The 17,926-nt window shown below is 43.8% G+C and carries 12 protein-coding genes; 8 read left to right on the top strand and 4 right to left on the bottom strand.

All coding sequences use genetic code 11. From position 1 onward, the window contains the following. Window positions 1–11: 11 nt before the first annotated feature. The gene (locus tag AWW72_RS02370) at window positions 12–2,078 is read left to right on the top strand and encodes a TonB-dependent copper receptor (protein ID WP_062846325.1); all 2,067 of its coding nucleotides are present in this window, start codon (window positions 12–14) and stop codon (window positions 2,076–2,078) included. A 47-nt stretch (window positions 2,079–2,125) separates the two neighbouring features. On the opposite strand, the gene AWW72_RS02365 is transcribed toward AWW72_RS02370, so the two are convergent. Continuing rightward, on the bottom strand, window positions 2,126–2,887 hold the full coding sequence (locus AWW72_RS02365; RefSeq protein WP_004773208.1) for a hypothetical protein: 762 nt from the start codon (window positions 2,885–2,887) through the stop codon (window positions 2,126–2,128). A 315-nt stretch (window positions 2,888–3,202) separates the two neighbouring features. Then, the gene (locus AWW72_RS02360) at window positions 3,203–6,697 is read right to left on the bottom strand and encodes a hybrid sensor histidine kinase/response regulator (protein ID WP_171254661.1); all 3,495 of its coding nucleotides are present in this window, start codon (window positions 6,695–6,697) and stop codon (window positions 3,203–3,205) included. A 184-nt stretch (window positions 6,698–6,881) separates the two neighbouring features. On the opposite strand from AWW72_RS02360, the gene AWW72_RS02355 reads away from it, so the two are divergent. Further along, entirely contained in the window at window positions 6,882–7,214 is a 333-nt protein-coding gene (locus AWW72_RS02355; RefSeq protein WP_004773206.1) for a DUF485 domain-containing protein, read from the top strand. 1 nt (window position 7,215) lies between these two features. Then, on the top strand, window positions 7,216–8,931 hold the full coding sequence (locus tag AWW72_RS02350; RefSeq protein ID WP_062846323.1) for a cation acetate symporter: 1,716 nt from the start codon (window positions 7,216–7,218) through the stop codon (window positions 8,929–8,931). A gap of 49 nt (window positions 8,932–8,980) precedes the next feature. Here AWW72_RS02350 and AWW72_RS02345 read toward each other — a convergent pair whose 3' ends face one another. Then, window positions 8,981–10,189 (bottom strand): oxygenase MpaB family protein, encoded by a 1,209-nt coding sequence (locus AWW72_RS02345; protein WP_062846322.1) that lies wholly within the window; start codon window positions 10,187–10,189, stop codon window positions 8,981–8,983. A gap of 85 nt (window positions 10,190–10,274) precedes the next feature. Between AWW72_RS02345 and AWW72_RS02340 the strand changes: the two genes are divergently transcribed. Next, window positions 10,275–10,871 carry a TetR/AcrR family transcriptional regulator gene (locus AWW72_RS02340; protein WP_004773202.1) on the top strand — a complete coding sequence of 199 codons (597 nt, stop codon included), beginning with the start codon at window positions 10,275–10,277 and terminating at the stop codon, window positions 10,869–10,871. Window positions 10,872–10,917: 46 nt separating this feature from the next. Further along, on the top strand, window positions 10,918–11,601 hold the full coding sequence (locus AWW72_RS02335) for an ion channel (RefSeq protein WP_004773200.1): 684 nt from the start codon (window positions 10,918–10,920) through the stop codon (window positions 11,599–11,601). Here AWW72_RS02335 and AWW72_RS02330 read toward each other — a convergent pair. Next, window positions 11,595–12,551, bottom strand: coding sequence for a LysR family transcriptional regulator (locus AWW72_RS02330; RefSeq protein ID WP_062846321.1), 957 nt, complete (start codon window positions 12,549–12,551; stop codon window positions 11,595–11,597). The genes AWW72_RS02335 and AWW72_RS02330 overlap by 7 nt on opposite strands. Window positions 12,552–12,778: 227 nt before the next feature. On the opposite strand from AWW72_RS02330, the gene AWW72_RS02325 reads away from it, so the two are divergent. The 3 genes from AWW72_RS02325 to AWW72_RS02315 all read left to right on the top strand — a co-directional run bounded on the left by AWW72_RS02325 (window position 12,779) and on the right by AWW72_RS02315 (window position 17,555). Continuing rightward, entirely contained in the window at window positions 12,779–13,987 is a 1,209-nt protein-coding gene (locus AWW72_RS02325) for an acyl-CoA dehydrogenase (RefSeq protein WP_062846320.1), read from the top strand. Window positions 13,988–14,122: 135 nt separating this feature from the next. Beyond that, window positions 14,123–15,346 (top strand): CaiB/BaiF CoA transferase family protein, encoded by a 1,224-nt coding sequence (locus AWW72_RS02320; protein WP_005255645.1) that lies wholly within the window; start codon window positions 14,123–14,125, stop codon window positions 15,344–15,346. 232 nt (window positions 15,347–15,578) lie between these two features. Continuing rightward, window positions 15,579–17,555 carry a glycine betaine transporter gene (locus AWW72_RS02315; protein ID WP_062846319.1) on the top strand — a complete coding sequence of 659 codons (1,977 nt, stop codon included), beginning with the start codon at window positions 15,579–15,581 and terminating at the stop codon, window positions 17,553–17,555. The last annotated feature ends 371 nt before the right edge of the window (window positions 17,556–17,926 follow it).

Here is a 17,926-nt window from a genome sequence, read left to right as displayed (position 1 = left end):
AGAGACCTATCATGGCTCAACCTAAATTTTTATTACAACCGCTCACGGTTGCGATCCTTGCTGCCTCAAATACGGTAACGGTTTGGGCAAATCCAGCCGACTCATCCGCATCTGAACATGCTCCTGTTTCGCTTGCGCCGATTGTGGTAACCGCCCAACAACCAAATGAGAGCAATGGTTTGGTAGTACAAGCCGATCCAAAACAGCCGATTCAGCCAGTCCCAGCAACGGATGGAGCCGATTATTTACAAAGCATTATGGGCTTTAATGCGATTAAAAATGGCGGAACTAATGGTGATGTGACTTTCCGAGGCATGTTTGGGTCACGTATTAAAATGCTCGTGGACGGCAGTGAAAATCTGGGTGCTTGCCCGTCGAGAATGGATGCACCAACTTCGTATATTCAGCCTGAAAGCTTTGACAAAATTACGGTAATCAAAGGGCCGCAAACGGTGCAATATGCAACCCCTGGTTCTGCAGCAACCGTGATTTTTGAACGTCAACCTGAGCAACTTAGCAAAGATCAGCCTTATCGTGGTCAGGCCAGTGTTGTGGTTGGTTCATATGGTCGTCTTGATCATAATGTTGAAGCTGCCATAGGCGATGAGTCTAAATATGCCCGTTTAAATGCCAATCGTTCAGAAGCGAATGACTATAAAGATGGTGATGATCAGACCGTTCATTCAAATTGGAAACGCTGGAATGCTGATCTGGCTTTGGGCTGGAAACCGACAGAGGACTCATGGCTAGAACTACGTGCGGGTAAAGGTGATGGTGAAGCGGCTTATGCAGGTCGTGGAATGGATGGTTCTCAATTTAAGCGTGAAAGCTTGGGTTTACATGCGGAACATAAAAATGTAACGGACGTAATTAAAAAGATCGAAGCACAGGTTGATTATAGCTATAACAACCACATTATGGATAATTTCCGTTTACGTACCCCCCCATCTGGGATGCCAGGCAAGATGGAAATGGAGGTGGCTCGTCGTACCCTAAACACTCGTTTAGCGGTGACGACTGATTGGGACAAGTTCAGCGTCGTATCTGGGGTTGATACCCAGCACAACAAGCATGGCGGCAATATGATCATGTATGCGATGCCAGACCATAATTTGCCCTTTAGTAACGATCTTAAATTCCAGTCTTATGGCGCATTTAGTGAATGGACTTATAACATAGATGCGAATCAGAAATGGGTAGCAGGTGCCCGTGTTGATCAAGTTAAAATTGATAGTCTGAAAAATGGAAAGAATCGCAGTGATACTAATCCGAGTGGTTTTATTCGTATCGAAAAAACTTTGCCTGAACATGGTGTGAAAACCTATGCAGGACTTGGTTATGTTGAACGTACTCCAGATTTTTGGGAACTCTATAACACCTCAACAGATCATGGTGTAGAGACAAAAGATATGATGGGTAACATCAGTTATCGTATGATTAATAATTTAGATAATCTGAAAAAAGAACGTACAGCTCAGTTGGATATGGGTTTTCAGGCTGAACATGGCGCATGGAGTACATGGGCATCTGCATATGCAGGTTTAATTAAAGACTATATCTTGTTGCAATATAATGGTGCCAATGACCGCTCTCCATTGGCAAGGAATGTCGATGCTACCATTGCAGGCGCTGAAGCTGGAGTCGGTTATCAATTTACCGATCATATTCAGGCAGATGTTTCAGCGATGTATGCATGGGGTAAAAATACCTCGGATGGTCGTGCCTTACCGCAGATAGCCCCTTTGGAAGGACGTATTAATCTTCGTTATATTGAGGAGAAATATAGCTTGGGCTTATTATGGCGTGCTGTTGCTAAACAAAATCGTATAAGCCTGAATGAAGGAAATATAGTTGGTTATGACATGACTGAAACCAAAGCATTTAATACTTTGGCTTTGAATGGTACATATAAGTTAACAAATGCTGTTGATGTATCAGTTGGTATTGATAACGTGCTAGATAAAACTTATACCGAACACCTCAATAAAGCAGGAGCTTCCATGTTTGGTTATGGAGCGAGTGAGCAGTTCAACAATATTGGACGCAACTACTGGATGCGTATGAGCATGAAGTTCTAAGCCATACAAAAACAAGGTGGATCAGTCCACCTTGTTTTATTTTAGCGCTAAGCCAGACAATCCTGTTTTGGCATTAGGCTATCGCAGTACAATGGATTCAATGCACATTGCAAATCATCAATTTGTTCTTGAGTGACGTAACCCTTACTCTTGAGATATTCCGCCACGCGGTCATCACGCAGGCTTAAAAATGCCGCATCGTAAACGCCTAAATCAACAAATAAAGCGGCTGTTTCCAGACTATTAAAATGATCGAGGAAGACATCATTATCATGCATCAGGAAAATATGTGTGAACGGTGCATTGCTATCGACTTTTAAAAGCTGCGCCAATTGTTCAGGACGCGTTTTGATAAACAATAAGTCGGAAAGTTCATCAAACTGGCTTTTGTCCAGTTGGTTTTCATCGCCTTTGACATGACTTAACCACGCTTTAAAGACCAGAACTGCACCGCCGCGTAACAGCATACTCCAGATTTGATGGCGTGTTTCGTGGCCGAGATGAGCAGATTCTGCTTCAAGTGCATCTAAAAATTTCTGCTCTTGCTGTGCCAGCTTTTCAAATAATCCCAAACCTTGTGGATGGTAGGCTGCGGGAGCAAATACATCAAAATTCAGTTCATGGAATACATTCAACGCCAGTGGAACTGCCGCCTGATAGAGGGTATCCAGTGCATGTAAATGTGTCTCTTCGAGTTTGCTATGCGCAAAAATCTGTTGCCAGTCTAATTGCGGTAATAAGGCATTCGCGCTGTATTGGCGATAAAACTGTTGTGACGTATGGTCTGTTGTGGGGTGACTATTATTCATGATCAATGTCCTTTTCGACAGTCTGTTTCTAGAAACCCAACACGATGAGACATAGGTTTCCATTAATTTGATCAATTTATGCGGTATCAAGAAAGCAAGTAGAATACGACTAAAGTTGTAGGATGGTTTTTTAGGGTAAAATTATAAAATAAAAACAATAACTTAATTAATTGTAAGTAAGTGTACAAACGTTCACTAATGTAAGTGAACGTTTTTGCCATAGCCAATTATCATTTGAGCACTTTGGTCAATTTATCATCGCTCAAAATGCTGCTTTTTGATGATTTTTGCCTATATTGCAAAATATTTTGTCATTTATTGCATAGGCATGATTTTTAAACCAGATAACCACGCACGTAAGCCAGCAGGTTTAAGCGGCTTTTTCAGCAATACAATATTCTGCTGTTTTAAATATTGAGGCAGTTCTGGATCAGAATCTGCTGTGATCAATGCGACTGGAATATGTGCAGGACGATATTGTTCAATAAAGTCCAAACCACGTTGATCATGGTTCAAATGCTGATCAATCAGCCAGACCTGAATCTCTTCCTGCTCAATAAGTCGTAATGCCTCTTCAGGTTCTGTTGCCGTGAAGATCTGATAGCCCCATTTGCTCAACAGTGTTCGCATGCCTTCCAGAATGGTTTCATCATTATCCAGACACAGGACTTTATAGGCCGTATGCTGTAATGCCGTCACATGCGGTGTCGCCGTTTGAATTTTAGGTGCTTCCACTAAAGGGACTTCGATCATGAAGCAGGAGCCTTTGCCCAGTTCAGAATAAACATATACGGGAAAATCCAGCAGGCTGGTCATCCGCTGCACAATCGCAAGTCCTAGCCCTAGACCTTGTTCGCCCCAAGGTGAAGTATGCCCACAACGCTCAAACTCCTGAAACAGTTTAAGGCGCTGTTGTTCATTAATCCCTGGCCCTGTATCCCACACACCAATACGAATATGATTTGGTCGTTGGGCTGAACGCAACACACCAACCACCACACGTCCTTGCGCTGTATAACGTAAAGCATTGCTGACAAAGTTCTGGATAATTCGTCGCATCCATTGAGGGTCGGTATCTACCCAGAACTTGGTATCGTGGACGGAGAGTTGAATATCGCGCTGGGCCGCAATGGATTTGAACTGTAATTCCAGATCGTTCAATAAATCATGCAATGAATAGGCTTGGCGTTTGGGTTGAATAGTACCGCCTTCTAAACGGGCAATATCCAGTAGGGCAGAGAGCATACTTTCTGCACCGTAAAGTGCCCGATCCAGCTGTTGTAAGGTCTGCTGATCTTCTGCGGAATGGACACTTTGTTCTAAAGCGGTACTAAATAGACGTGCTGCATGCATCGGTTGAAGTAAATCATGACTGGCTGCGGCCAAGAAACGGCTTTTCGATTGATTGGCTTTATCGGCTTGTTCCAGTGCCAATTGCTGTTCGGTCAACGCATTCGCAAGCTGTTGGGTTCGGTCACTGACACGTTCTTCCAGTACGGCTTCATTTTCACGGAATGCTGTAATATCGGCAAAAGTGGTGACGAAACCACCACCTTCAATGGGGTTGCCGCGCATTTGAATAACCAAACCATCTTTACGAATCCGCTCGAACTCATGGGCACTGCCAACTTTCATCCAGTGCAGTCGTTTACGCACATGTTCTTCAACTGGGCCTGGCCCACATTCACCACGCTCTGCGTTATAGCGAATCAAGTCTGCAATTGGGCAGCCGACGTAGACCAGATCTTTTGGATAATCAAATAGCTTCAGGTATTGATTGTTCCATGCCACCAGACACATATTTTTATCTACCACACTGACCCCTTGTGTCATGTGATCGATCATGGTCATCAATAAATTTTGATTAAAACGCTGCCATTGCGAGGCTTGGTCAAGAATATTGGCGACTTGACCCAGCGCCAGACCATTATTAATCATGGCAGTGGTTAATAGCGTACGGGCAGAGGCAGCTCCAATAATCCCCGCCAGATACTGCTCGGTAAAGCGCCACCACATGCCATTTGCCACATGATTTTCATTTAAAACCACATGATTTTGCTCACAAAATTGCTGAAAAGCTTGTAGCGTTGGTTTATCACCTGTGACACGTTTGGCTAATGCTAGTAAATCACCGACTTTAAGTCGTGCAGCATTCAGATGTAGATCTGTCAGGTCAGTATTAGACTGGGCTGAAGGCAATGGTTTGCTTTCATAATAGAAAAAACTTTCCGCCTGAATTTGTTCGGCTACACTTGGACGGTAGAGACGCGATACCCAAATATAAAGCACCACGTTGAGGCCGAGTGACCACAACACACCATGCGTCAGAGGTGCAAACGATTCAAATCCGAGTAAGGCTTCTGGACGTAGACCATTAATATTAAAAGGCCCAAACAATAAAATATGTTGTGCAAAATCTTGATAGTGATCAGGCAGGCTACGCAGTACAGTCGGGAACAGTAAGGTGTAGCTCCACATAGCAAAGCCCATTAACAGGCCGACGTAGACACCCTGACGACTTGCACCACGCCAGTATAAGCCGCCAATCAAGGCAGGAGAAAATTGTGCGACCGCACTAAAAGCCAGTAAGCCAAAAACAGAGAGTTGGTTGATATCATTAAAGAAATGGAAAAATAAAAAGCCCAGTAACATTACGCTGATGATACTAATGCGGCGGGTGAGTTTGAGCACCCGAGGCAAATGCTGATCATGACGGGAAATAATTTTAAAACGCCACAGGGCAGGCATGATCAGGTCATTACTGAGCATAATTGACAATGCCACAGAGGCAACCAAAAGCATGCCAGTCGAAGCTGAAAAGCCTCCCAGAAAAGCCAAAAGTGCTAACCAATCCTGCTGATAGCTCATCGGTAAAGCCAGTACGGCAATGTCTGGTGTCCCCAGCGATTCGGGTAAAGAATGCAGCGCCCAGCTGGCAATTGGAATGATCGCAATCACAGTCAGAATCAGATAGGCCGCGAACCAGCGACGTGCCCCACGAATATGTTTTTCATCCCGTAATTCCACCACCGCCACATGAAACTGACGTGGTAGGCAGATCATGGCTAGACCAGCCAGTAACGTTTGCACCCAGAATGTTTCAGGGACACCGAGTTGTTGCAGGTCATGAAAATGCTGATGAACATCGGTACTGACCTGTTTAATATTGTCAGGTGATTGTAATAAGAAAAATGCCGCCACACAGAGCAGGGCAAAGAGCTTAACAAAGGATTCAAAGGCAACAGCTAGCATTAAACCGCCGTGCTGTTCGGTATGCGCAATATGCCTTGTCCCAAAAATCATGGCCAAAATCGCCAGTACAGCCGTCAGCACCAGAACACTATTGGTTGTGGTATGGATATGTGCGTTCTGCTCCAGAATCACCGAGGCGCTAAGTGCAATAGCGCGAAGTTGCAAAGCCAGATAAGGCACAATCGCAATGACGGCAAGAATCGTGACCAGTGCTGCCAGACTTCCGCTTTTGCCGTAACGGGCCGCCACAAAATCGGCAATTGACGAAATAGCATGGTGCTGACGGATGCGGCCTAAGCGCTTCCAGATGTCATAACCAAACCAGATAAATAGCAATGGCCCCAGATAAATCGGCAGAAAGATCACGCCTTGGCGAACCGCGGCGCCTGTTGCGCCATAAAAGGTCCATGAAGAGCAATATACGCCCAAAGTTAAGCTGAACAGCAGCATCCGACCACGCGTACTTAACCGGCTGGCGTGCTTTTCACCAAAAAAAGCACAGCCGAATAACAGCACGATGTACAGGGCCAATACCCCAAGAATAAGCCAACTGTTCATATTGCTCACGTGATCAAATTCCATTTTTTATCATACCCGAAGCGTGGGTATAGCAAGGAGTAGAGATTTGCATTTAGAGACCAAAGTCTAAGTTACGAGTCAATCATAATCTTGTTAAGTTGGATAATGAAAAATCCCACGTAAAAAGGGGTCCACGGTTGGACACAAAAATAAGGAGTTGATTATGGATGATTCTCAGGTAGATCGAATTCTACATAATCCAAAGTTTCAAGAAATGGTCAGCAAAAAGCGTACATTAAGTTGGACATTAACAGCAATCATGCTGTTTATCTACGTTGGATTTATGCTTTTAGTTGGCTATAACAAAGAATTTTTAGCAAGTTCATTTAGCGGTGGTGTAACCACTTGGGGTATTCCCCTCGGTTTAGGCATTATTGTGTTGTCATTTATTTTATGTGGGGTGTATTCCTACATTGCCAATAATAAGCTTGACCAGTTGAATGAAGAAGCCCTCAAGGAAGTTGAGGCCATTGCACATGAAAAAGGGATGCACTGAGATGAAAGGGACATCATTCAAAGCGATACTGTTCACACTGCTCAGCTTTTGCTGCACAAGTATTGCATTCGCCAGTCCAGATTTAGGTACAGCTGAACAGCAAGCGACCAACTGGCATGCGATCATTATGTTTACGATCTTTGTCGGTTTTACATTGTTCATTACCAAATGGGCAGCGAAGCAAACCCAGTCTGCACAAGATTTCTATACCGCTGGTGGCGGGATTAGTGGTTTCCAAAATGGTTTGGCAATTGCTGGTGACTATATGTCAGCCGCATCGTTCTTGGGTATTTCTGCATTGGTGTTCAGTTCGGGCTTTGATGGCTTGCTCTATTCACTCGGTTTCATGGTCGGTTGGCCAATCGTTTTGTTCCTTGTGGCAGAGCGTTTACGTAACTTGGGTAAATATAACTTATCCGATGTGGTGTCGTTCCGTCTGGAAGAAAAGCCAGTACGTACCTTGGCAGCATTTAGTTCACTGGTTGTCGTGGCGTTCTACCTGATTGCACAGATGGTGGGTGCAGGTCAGTTGATTAAACTGCTATTCGGTTTGAACTACAACATCGCAGTTGTGATCGTGGGCCTCTTGATGATGGCGTATGTGATCTTCGGTGGCATGTTGGCAACCACGTGGGTGCAAATCATTAAAGCAGTGATGTTGCTCAGTGGTGCGACTTTCATGGCATTTATGGTAATGAAAGCAGTTGGTTTTAGCTTCACCAATATGTTCAATCAAGCCATTGATGTGTATAGCCAGGCGCACAGCATGAGCTGGGATGAAGCCGCTAAAATCATGGGGCCAGGTTCGTTAACGGCAAACCCGATTGATGCGCTTTCACTTGGTCTTGCCTTGATGTTTGGTACAGCTGGTTTACCGCATATCTTGATGCGTTTCTTCACGGTGAAAGATGCCAAAGAAGCACGTAAATCAGTTGTGGTGGCAACGGGCTTTATTGGTTACTTCTATCTTTTAACCTTCATTATCGGTTTCGGTGCAATCCTGTTTGTTGCAAATAACCCGCAATTCCTTGATCTTGCGAAAGCAGCAGTGACAGGCAAATTAGAGTTGGTGGGCGGTAACAACATGGCGGCAGTTCACTTGAGTGATGCTGTGGGCGGTGACTTGTTCATGGGCTTCATTTCAGCGGTCGCATTCGCAACAATCCTTGCGGTGGTTGCAGGTTTAACGCTGTCAGGTGCATCTGCAATTTCACATGACCTTTATGCCAACGTATTCAAGAAAGGCAAAACAACACCTGAATCTGAATTGAAAATGTCAAAAATCGCAACTTTAGGTTTAGCGATCTTCGCCATGATTTTGGGTATCTTGTTCGAGAAACAAAACGTTGCCTTTATGGTTGGCTTGGCATTCTCGGTGGCATGTTGTGCAAACTTCCCAGTACTCGTGTTATCAATGTTCTGGAAAGGCTTAACAACACGTGGTGCAGTGATTGGTGGTGTCGTAGGTTTAGTTGGTGCGGTGAGCCTGATCATTCTATCTAAAGCGGTTTGGGTAGATACCTTGGCTATTTCTGAAACTGCGCCAAACCCATTCAATGGCCCAGCATTATTTGCAATGCCACTTTCATTCTTCTGCTGCTGGTTCTTCTCTGTCACTGACAAGTCAGCACGTGCAGAGAAAGAGCGTAAAGCCTTTGATGCTCAGTTTGTTCGCTCAATGACAGGTATCGGTGCTTCAGGCGCGTCAGATCACTAATTCGCTTGAGCTAAAAAAGCCCTCATTGATTGAGGGCTTTTTTTATGGCTTATTGATGCATGCTCGCCAGTTGCTGTGACTGATTGCGATAGAGCGACAAGCCAATACGTTGTAAATGACGCCCATTTTGTTCAAGAAAACGGTTTAATTTTGGAATATGTTTGGCACTGGTATACAGCGCTAAATTTCGACCAATCAGATAATAAGCAAACCAAGCTGCTGATTGTGGAGCTAAACCTAACTTCTGCATTTTCTTGCGACCAATAAAAAACTGGGTAATTTCTAAATGCTGTTTATATGCCAGTTTTTGTTGGAAAGTCCTTAGAAAGCGATATTTGCGTTCGAATGGCTCTTTGGAAAGACTTGAGCCGAGTGAGATGCTACTGGCATCGGACTGTGGATGGGCAAATTGCATCCAGTAAATCAGTTTCCAGCCTTCTGCCTCATGATCGACCAGCCATTTTTCCTCAACACCCATTAACCAGCCTGCATATTTCCAGAAATGTAAAAAGCTATCGACTTCCTGCTTGCTCGGAAAAATCCCCAAAGCACGAATACCGATCAGTACTACACCACTAAAGGCAATATTGGTCATGGCCTGATCGTATTGGTTGATCGGTAGGCCCCAAGTCTCAGTATCCCATTTCTCTGATTTTTGCAGTTGATGACGAACCAGTGAATGAATAAAACGTACAAAAATGGTGGAGGTAAAACCTTTACTAAAACGTGAAAAACCATCTGCTTCGGTGATATCGACCCACCATTTGGTGGTTTCAGCGAGACGAGTTCCCGCCTGTTTCTTTAATGCACCGGTCAGGATCAGAGGTTGGTTAAATCCCGGATACATATAGCCAGTCATTAAGGATAAATCCCGTAGGATCAGTCCATTATTAATGCCTAAACGATAAGTAAACTTAAGTGCTTCATCGACTTTGGCTTGCTCATACCAATCAGGTTTTCGTTCCACCAGTTGGAAGAATGTGGTGAGTTCAGGAATTTCATGCGGTAATTTGTCTAAGCCCTCATAAAGTGCCGTTTCAAAGTATTTACGATGCAGTTTAGGATTTTGTAGTACCCAAAGCAGCACCTGATCCATCGGTTCATCACCACTTTGCAGGGCTGTATTCAAGTCAAGATATTCCTGATAACTCGGCTGAACTTCCTGTCGGGTCATATAATTGAGGATTTTCGTTTTGATATTGCGCTGAATCATGTCTTCAAACGCCGCCAAGCGTTTAGGTTTAACGATGCTTTGCATTGCATAAAGTCCCTGATTGTTATTTAATCAAAGCTTAATATGAATAATTATTCGCATTCAATTCGCATTTCAATTGAGGCTGAGCATGAGAAAACGACCGCAGCAGCAACGCGCCAAAATGATCGTTGAAAGCATTTTGGAAGGGGCACAGAAATGTATTTCTGAATATGGGGTTTTGCAGGTGACCACGCCTAAAATCTCTGAAAAATCAGGGGTGAGTGTCGGATCGATTTATCAGTATTTTGAAAATAAAGAACAAATCATCGCGGAACTGTTACTGCGTAAAAGTGAAAATTTGGGACAGGCAGTCAAGCAACTGGTGATGCTACAACAGCAAACTTCTATTCAGGACATCATCACATTAAGTATTGCCTTTGGCTTTGAATCGCTAAAGTCTGATCAAGGCTTTTTTATCGAAATCTTAAAAAACTGGCATGCTTATAGTGATTCGGAAGCGGCACAAGTTTTAGAGCAGCACTTTTTAGAAGTCGGCATGTATTTATTCGGGCGTTATTATCCGCACTGGGATTTTGAGACCTTAAAACATAAGTCTTTTGTGATTATTAACAGTACCTTATTTACCATGATGCGTTATGCCAGTAAAAATACTTTTCTTATTGAAGAACAACGCCTGCAACAAGAACTCTCTAAAATGATCGTTTCTTTTTTAGATGCAGTATGATGCACTCAACAAAAATGAAAACCATAACAAGATTCAGGAATACCACATGCAAAGCTTAAAACAATTCTGGAGTACGTTTCGTTTATTGCCATCTGCATGGTTGTTGCTGGTTCAACTGGCTTTATTGGTTCTCTATATGCTGACCTATGGTGATAGTGAATATCGTGCCTTAACTTGGTCAATGGGCGTTTTGGCCTTATTGATTATTGCCAAGGTGATTCGACAAACACCTGTATTTACCTTTTGGGGCTTGGTTTTTGTCAGTGGTGCCTTCCTATTTTCGATTATGCTCTTTATTGGTTACGCCACACCGACCATTCAAATTATGGCCTATAGTTTTGAGGCTTTGGCCTATTTCTATGCGGCTTATGGCTTGTTGCGCTATATGTTTGCCGACCGTTATCTGACCAAAGATGAGCTATTTGCAGCAGGTGCCGTATTTACCCTGATCGCTTGGGCCTTTGCTTTTTTATACAGTATTTGTCAGCTACTTTTGCCGAATAGTTTCCTGAATCCCAATCAGCCCCAAGCCTTACAAAGTTGGCTGGATCTGCTGTTCTTAAGTTTTAGTCTGCAATCGGCAACAGGTTTATCTGACTTGATGCCGATGAGCCCAGCCGCCAGAGTCCTGGCAATGTTACAAATGTTTGGTGGGGTGATGTACCTCGCCGTGGTGGTATCCCGTTTGATTGCATTGCAATATATTGCGCATTTACCCAAAAATCAGTAATCCGATGTTGAGATGAAGCGGGTTGCAGTTTCCTGTTCCAGCCATTCGATGAATTTCAACATAATCGGGTTATGCGGCTGTTCAGCATAAACAAAATAATAGCAACGCGAACCGCTGAGTTTGTGCGATGACACGATGATCAATTCTCCTCGATTCAGTTCTTTTTCAATCAGCATTTGTGGAATCAAGGCCACGCCAAGATGGTGAGTAGCGGCAACGGCCAGCATGGAAAATAGTTCATGACGTTGACCTTCCATCGCATAGGGTGCGTTATAGCCCAGACTGTCGAACCATTCTTTCCAAATCGCGGGGCGAGTGGTCTGTTGTAATAAGGGCAGTTGAGAGAGTTGTGCCGCAGTCAGATCCAGTGTCGATGGCGATGCATCTTGAATCAGATCAGGGAAGAACTTTTTGATCAGCATCGGCGAGCAAACAGCAACCACTTCTTCTTGCATCAAAAAATGTGCAGTCGTTCCGGGCCAATTTTCAACTTGAGCGGGCGTACCTGCATAGATGGCGGCATCAAAAATCTGTTCACTGAATAAAAACGGCTTGGTGCTGGTTTCAAGATGAATGGTGATTTCGGGATAGTTTTCATTAAAACGATGTAGGCGTGGTAGCAGCCAGCGCGTTGCGAAGGTTGGCACCACCCCCAATTTAAGCGTGCCACCTAAACCTTGATGTGACATCAGGTCGAGCGTGCTGTGTTCCAGCCCCAGCAAATGCGTCTTGATATTTTTGAGATATTGTTCCCCCGCAATGGTCAGTTCTACCCCATGTCGGACCCGATGAAACAAGGGCAGATTAAGAAACTCTTCCAGTTGCTGAATCTGTCGGGAAACCGCACTTTGGGTCATGCTGAGTTCCTGTGCCGCATGGGTATAGGTCTTATGTTTGGCAGCGGCTTCAAAACAAATCAATGACTGGAGTGAAGGAATCATACGTCGCATAACAGCGTCCTTGTGTTACCTGCAAAAAGAACCATGAGGTTGGGATAATTCAAGTGTTATACATTATTCTCTGCTGTATTTTTAACAGAATAATGGAGTCCGTTTCAATTGAGCTATGCATAAAACGCATAGCTGTATGAAAAAACATCGTTTGCCTGAAGCTATAATCTGGCCTAGCATCAACTGCATCACTGATATTCAGATTGCTCAAAAGGAAGATAAAAGTCATGGCAAATCAAGGAAAGCGTGTCTCTTTTAACTGGCAAGATCCATTTTTACTCGAACAGCAACTCAGCTCAGAAGAACGCATGATTCGGGATAGCGCTCAGGCCTATTGTCAAGACAAACTCATGCCACGCGTACTGGAACAATTCCGCCATGAAAAAACAGATCCAAGTATTTTTCGGGAAATGGGTGAGCTAGGTCTATTAGGCCCAACTATTTCAGAGCAGTACGGTGGAGCAGGATTGAACTACGTCAGTTATGGTTTGATTGCACGCGAGATTGAACGCGTAGATTCTGGCTATCGCTCTATGGCCAGTGTGCAAAGTTCGTTAGTGATGGTGCCAATTGATGAATTTGGCACCGAAGCTCAGAAACAGAAATACCTGCCTAAGCTGGCGTCAGGCGAGTACATTGGCTGTTTTGGATTGACTGAGCCTGACCACGGTTCTGATCCAGGAAGCATGCTATGCCGTGCCAAAAAAGTTGCAGGCGGTTATCGTCTCAGTGGCAGTAAAATGTGGATTACCAACAGTCCAATCGCAGATGTATTTGTGGTTTGGGCCAAAGAAGTTTCTGAAGCGGGCAATGTCGGAGAGATTCGCGGATTTATTTTGGAAAAAGGATGGGAAGGACTCTCTGCACCAGCCATTCATGGCAAGGTCGGACTACGTGCATCGATTACCGGTGAAATCGTGATGGATCAGGTGTTTGTACCAGAAGAAAATGCGTTTCCTGAGGTGCGCGGTCTGAAAGGGCCATTTACCTGCCTGAATAGTGCCCGTTACGGTATTGCATGGGGTGCAATGGGTGCTGCTGAATTCTGTTGGCATACTGCACATCAATACACCATGGATCGTAAACAGTTCGGGCGACCTCTGGCAGCCAATCAACTCATCCAGAAAAAATTGGCAGATATGCAAACTGAAATTGCCTTGGGGCTACAAGCCGCTTTGCGTTTTGGGCAAATGAAAGATGCAGGCATTGCTTCAGTCGAAGGCACATCGCTGATCAAACGCAATAACTGTGGTAAAGCGCTGGAAATTGCCCGACTGGCACGTGACATGATGGGCGGCAATGGCATCAGTGATGAATTTGGTGTGGCACGTCATCTGGTCAACTTAGAAGTGGTGAATACCTATGAAGGAACTCATGATGTGCATGCCTTGATTCTTGGGCGTGCACAAACAGGCATCGCTGCATTTTCTAACTAAAAATTCATCACTTGTTGAACGCAAAGATACGCTTTCGGGTGTGTCTTAAGGCAAATTCATGCCTAAAAATATCGACCAAGGCTGTGTAAGCGGGTTCGTTAATACGATTCACAACAATGATAAGGAAGGAACAGGATGGGTGCGTTAACCGGTTTACGTGTACTGGATCTCAGCCGAGTATTAGCAGGGCCGTGGTGTAGTCAGATTCTGGCCGATTTAGGCGCTGAAGTGATCAAGATTGAACGTCCTCACACAGGTGATGATACCCGTATGTGGGGACCACCGTGGATGAAAGATGATGCAGGACAACCTACACGCGAAGCGGGGTATTATCAGTCTGCCAATCGGAATAAATACTCGGTCGCCATTGATATTGCTTCAAAAGAAGGCCAAGCCTTGCTCAGAGAAATGGTCAAGGACAGTGATGTGCTGATTGAAAATTATAAAGTCGGTTCATTACGCAAATACGGGCTGGACTATGCCAGTCTGAGTGAAATCAATCCGAGATTGGTCTATTGCTCCATTACGGGCTTTGGGCAAACAGGGCCGCGTGCATCTGAACCTGGTTATGATTTTGTGATTCAGGGCATGGCGGGATTGATGAGCATTACTGGTGAAAAGGATGATCTGGCAGGGGGAGGCCCACAAAAAGTTGGCGTTGCAGTCACAGATTTACAAACAGGGTTGTATGCCACCATTGCGATTCAGGCAGCGCTTTGGGCGCGTCAAACAACAGGCAAAGGACAGCATATTGATTTGTCCTTACTCGATGTGCAGGTCGCAGGCTTAGCCAATCATGGCATGAACTATTTGATCACAGGTCAGGCACCGAAACGTTGGGGGAATGCCCATGCCAATATTGTGCCTTATCAAACCTTTAAGGCAAAAGATAAGGACTTTATTATTGCGTGCGGAAATGATGCCCAGTTTAAATCCTTGTGTCAGGCCATCGGTCAAGCTGAATGGGCAGCGCATCCCAAGTTTCGATTCAATCAGGATCGGATTGCGCATCGTGGGGAATTGACCACTTTAATGGATCAGCATTTTCTCACGCAATCTGCACAATACTGGGTAGAGCGGATTCATGCCGTTAAAGTACCTGTAGGTATGATCAATAATGTGGATGAGGCCTTGCAAGAACCGCAAGTACAAGCACGGGAAATGGTAGTGTCGATTCCACATCCACAATATCGGCAATTTAAAATGATTGCGTCGCCATTGAAGTTGTCTGAGACACCTGTGGAATATCGTCTTGCACCGCCCCGTTTGGGAGAGCATACCCAACAGGTTTTAGCAAAATCTTGTTCAGCAGAGGTCTTGGTAGCGTTGACTGAGCAAGGGGTGATTGGGCATTTGTAGAGAATGCCCTGTGTCGTTTAGATTGCTGAAATTTTAGCTTTATCTATATAAAATCAAAATCTTACTGTTTTATTTTATATCCTGTTACAGCATTACAACTGCGTTATTCTTGATATTTTTTATACTAGAGCACGAGTTTTACATTACATGAACTCGCTTTTATTCACGTTGTGAATGTCTTATTTTGGCTGTTATGGCCTGTCCATTATCATTAGAATAACGTGGGGGAATTATGCCTTCCAAGCCATCTTCGCTGTTTGCGAATGTGAATCCAAACGTGTTTTTAAGCACGGTGATCATTATTGCGATTTTTCTCGCAATCGTCATTGTTGCACCAAGTTCCTTTGAACTTCTTACACAGCAGCTTAAACAATGGATCACCGATTCATTTAGCTGGTTTTATGTTTTATCAGTCGCCGTCTTTTTGATTCTACTGATTTATATTGCCTGTTCCGCCAGCGGAAAAATCAAATTAGGACCTGATCACAGTCAGCCTGAATATAGCAATGGCTCATGGTTTGCCATGCTATTTACTGCTGGGATGGGGATCGGTCTGATGTTCTTTGGCGTGGCGGAGCCCGTCATGCACTATATCAGTCCACCGAGCGGTGATCCTGAAAGTGTAGAGTCGGCGCAGCAAGCCTTACGCATCACCTTTTTCCATTGGGGCTTACATGCCTGGGCAATTTATGCAGTTGTCGGGTTGGCGCTTGCTTACTTTGCCTATCGTCATAATCTCCCGTTAAAAACCCGTTCCGCTTTATATCCAATTATTGGTAAAAAGATTTATGGTCCTTTGGGCGATAGCATCGATATTTTTGCCACTATTGGTACGGTATTTGGTGTTGCGACCTCTTTAGGTTTCGGTGTTACCCAGATTAACTCGGGTTTACATTATCTCTTTGGTATCGAGCAAAGTAGCAATGTTCAGGTTGTTCTGATTATCTTTGTCAGTGCCTTGGCATCTTTATCTGTGTTCTTAGGACTGGATAAAGGCGTGAAGCGTCTTTCTGAACTGAATCTGATCTTGGCTTTAGTGCTGTTGGCCTTTGTCTTTATTGCAGGGCCAAGTATCTACTTATTGCAAACAACCATTCAAAACACAGGTTCTTATATTTCCAACCTGTTTAGCATGACGTTTAACTTATATGCCTACCAACCGAATGGCTGGATTGGCGGCTGGACGATCATGTATTGGGCATGGTGGATTTCTTGGTCGCCATTTGTCGGGATGTTTATTGCACGGGTTTCACGTGGTCGAACCATCCGTGAGTTTATCGTCGGTGTATTACTGATTCCAACGGGCTTTACTATCATCTGGATGGGCTTCTTGGGGAATGCCGCACTGTTCAGTATTTTGCAAGAACACAATGTCACCCTGATTCAAGCTGTACAAAATGATTCTTCAGTTGCCTTATTTGAATTCCTGAATCATTTACCGTTTTCGGGTGTGATGAGTTTACTGGCAACAGTACTGGTGATGCTGTTCTTTGTGACCTCTGCCGACTCTGGTGCATTAGTGACGGACTATCTGACCGCTAAAACAGAAAACTCGCCGGCTTGGCAAAGACTGTTCTGGACGGTATTGATGGCGGCTTTGGCAATTATTCTACTTCTGGTGGGTGGTCTCGCTGCGTTGCAAGCATCCATCATTATGAGTGCCTTGCCGTTTACTTTAGTGATGTTATTGATGAGTTGGGGTTTATTGAAGGCCTTAAAAATCGATGTGACCAAAATGCAAGCTATTCAGGAAGCGCGTATTACACCACGGGCAATTCATAATCCTCGTAGTTGGCAGCAACGTTTAGGTCTGATTATGCATTACCCGCATACTGAAGCTGAGGTAAGAAACTATATTGATACTCAGGTGAGAAAAGCGTTTGAAAGTATTCAGAAAGAATTTAAACGCCGTCATCTTGAAGTGAATATTGAAAATACTGAACAAGGCTTGCAATTGCGTGTTGATCATCATCATGAGATTAACTTCATCTATACGGTATATGCTCATGAGACCGTGCCGCCAAGTTTTATGCTTGGGCAAGGTGACGCTGACGAAGCTCAATATTACCAAGCTGAAGTATTCTTGAGAGAAGGTGGTCAAAACTACGATGTCATGGATTGGACCCAAGAAGATTTAATTCAGGACATTATTGATCAGTATGAACGTCATCTTTACTTCTTGAATGTTGTACGAGGTACAAACTCTTAATCAAAGATTCGTACTGAAACAATAGAAACAACGGTTTTGAGCATTTCAAAACCGTTGTTTTCTTTTTGGAGCATCTTTTTTAAAGCTAATTTTTAGCTGAAAGCGCTTTTATAAATAAAAAATAAAATGAATCTGCTAAAGAAATGATCAACTTTAAGAAATTTTTGATGTTAATTAAAACGATTTTAATTAAAAGTCATTAAATAATAACGGGTTATACGTTTTTTTGTGCCTTTAAATTATTTTTTAAGATAATGAATAAATTTTAAATTATATAAATCAGTGAATTAGATAAGTTAAAGTTTAAAAAGAAAACAACCGAATAATTTAATTTTTAAAAGTGCTTGCGTGTGACCTGAAATGCTGTAGAA

The organism is Acinetobacter sp. NRRL B-65365 (genome assembly GCF_001605865.1).
Taxonomy (GTDB): Bacteria; Pseudomonadota; Gammaproteobacteria; order Pseudomonadales; family Moraxellaceae; genus Acinetobacter; species Acinetobacter vivianii.
The sequence above is the reverse complement of the archived record's forward strand: the minus strand, read 5'-3'. Positions and strand labels throughout refer to the sequence as shown.

Bases quoted from the DNA above. Each gene is read 5' to 3' on its own strand.
- AWW72_RS02315 (WP_062846319.1), top strand. From the start codon at position 15,579: ATGCCTTCCAAGCCATCTTCGCTGTTTGCGAATGTGAATCCAAACGTG.
- AWW72_RS02370 (WP_062846325.1), top strand. From the start codon at position 12: ATGGCTCAACCTAAATTTTTATTACAACCGCTCACGGTTGCGATCCTT.
- AWW72_RS02345 (WP_062846322.1), bottom strand. From the start codon at position 10,189: ATGCAAAGCATCGTTAAACCTAAACGCTTGGCGGCGTTTGAAGACATG.
- AWW72_RS02320 (WP_005255645.1), top strand. From the start codon at position 14,123: ATGGGTGCGTTAACCGGTTTACGTGTACTGGATCTCAGCCGAGTATTA.
- AWW72_RS02350 (WP_062846323.1), top strand. From the start codon at position 7,216: ATGAAAGGGACATCATTCAAAGCGATACTGTTCACACTGCTCAGCTTT.
- AWW72_RS02360 (WP_171254661.1), bottom strand. From the start codon at position 6,697: ATGAACAGTTGGCTTATTCTTGGGGTATTGGCCCTGTACATCGTGCTG.
- AWW72_RS02340 (WP_004773202.1), top strand. From the start codon at position 10,275: ATGAGAAAACGACCGCAGCAGCAACGCGCCAAAATGATCGTTGAAAGC.
- AWW72_RS02365 (WP_004773208.1), bottom strand. From the start codon at position 2,887: ATGAATAATAGTCACCCCACAACAGACCATACGTCACAACAGTTTTAT.
- AWW72_RS02330 (WP_062846321.1), bottom strand. From the start codon at position 12,551: ATGCGACGTATGATTCCTTCACTCCAGTCATTGATTTGTTTTGAAGCC.
- AWW72_RS02325 (WP_062846320.1), top strand. From the start codon at position 12,779: ATGGCAAATCAAGGAAAGCGTGTCTCTTTTAACTGGCAAGATCCATTT.
- AWW72_RS02335 (WP_004773200.1), top strand. From the start codon at position 10,918: ATGCAAAGCTTAAAACAATTCTGGAGTACGTTTCGTTTATTGCCATCT.
- AWW72_RS02355 (WP_004773206.1), top strand. From the start codon at position 6,882: ATGGATGATTCTCAGGTAGATCGAATTCTACATAATCCAAAGTTTCAA.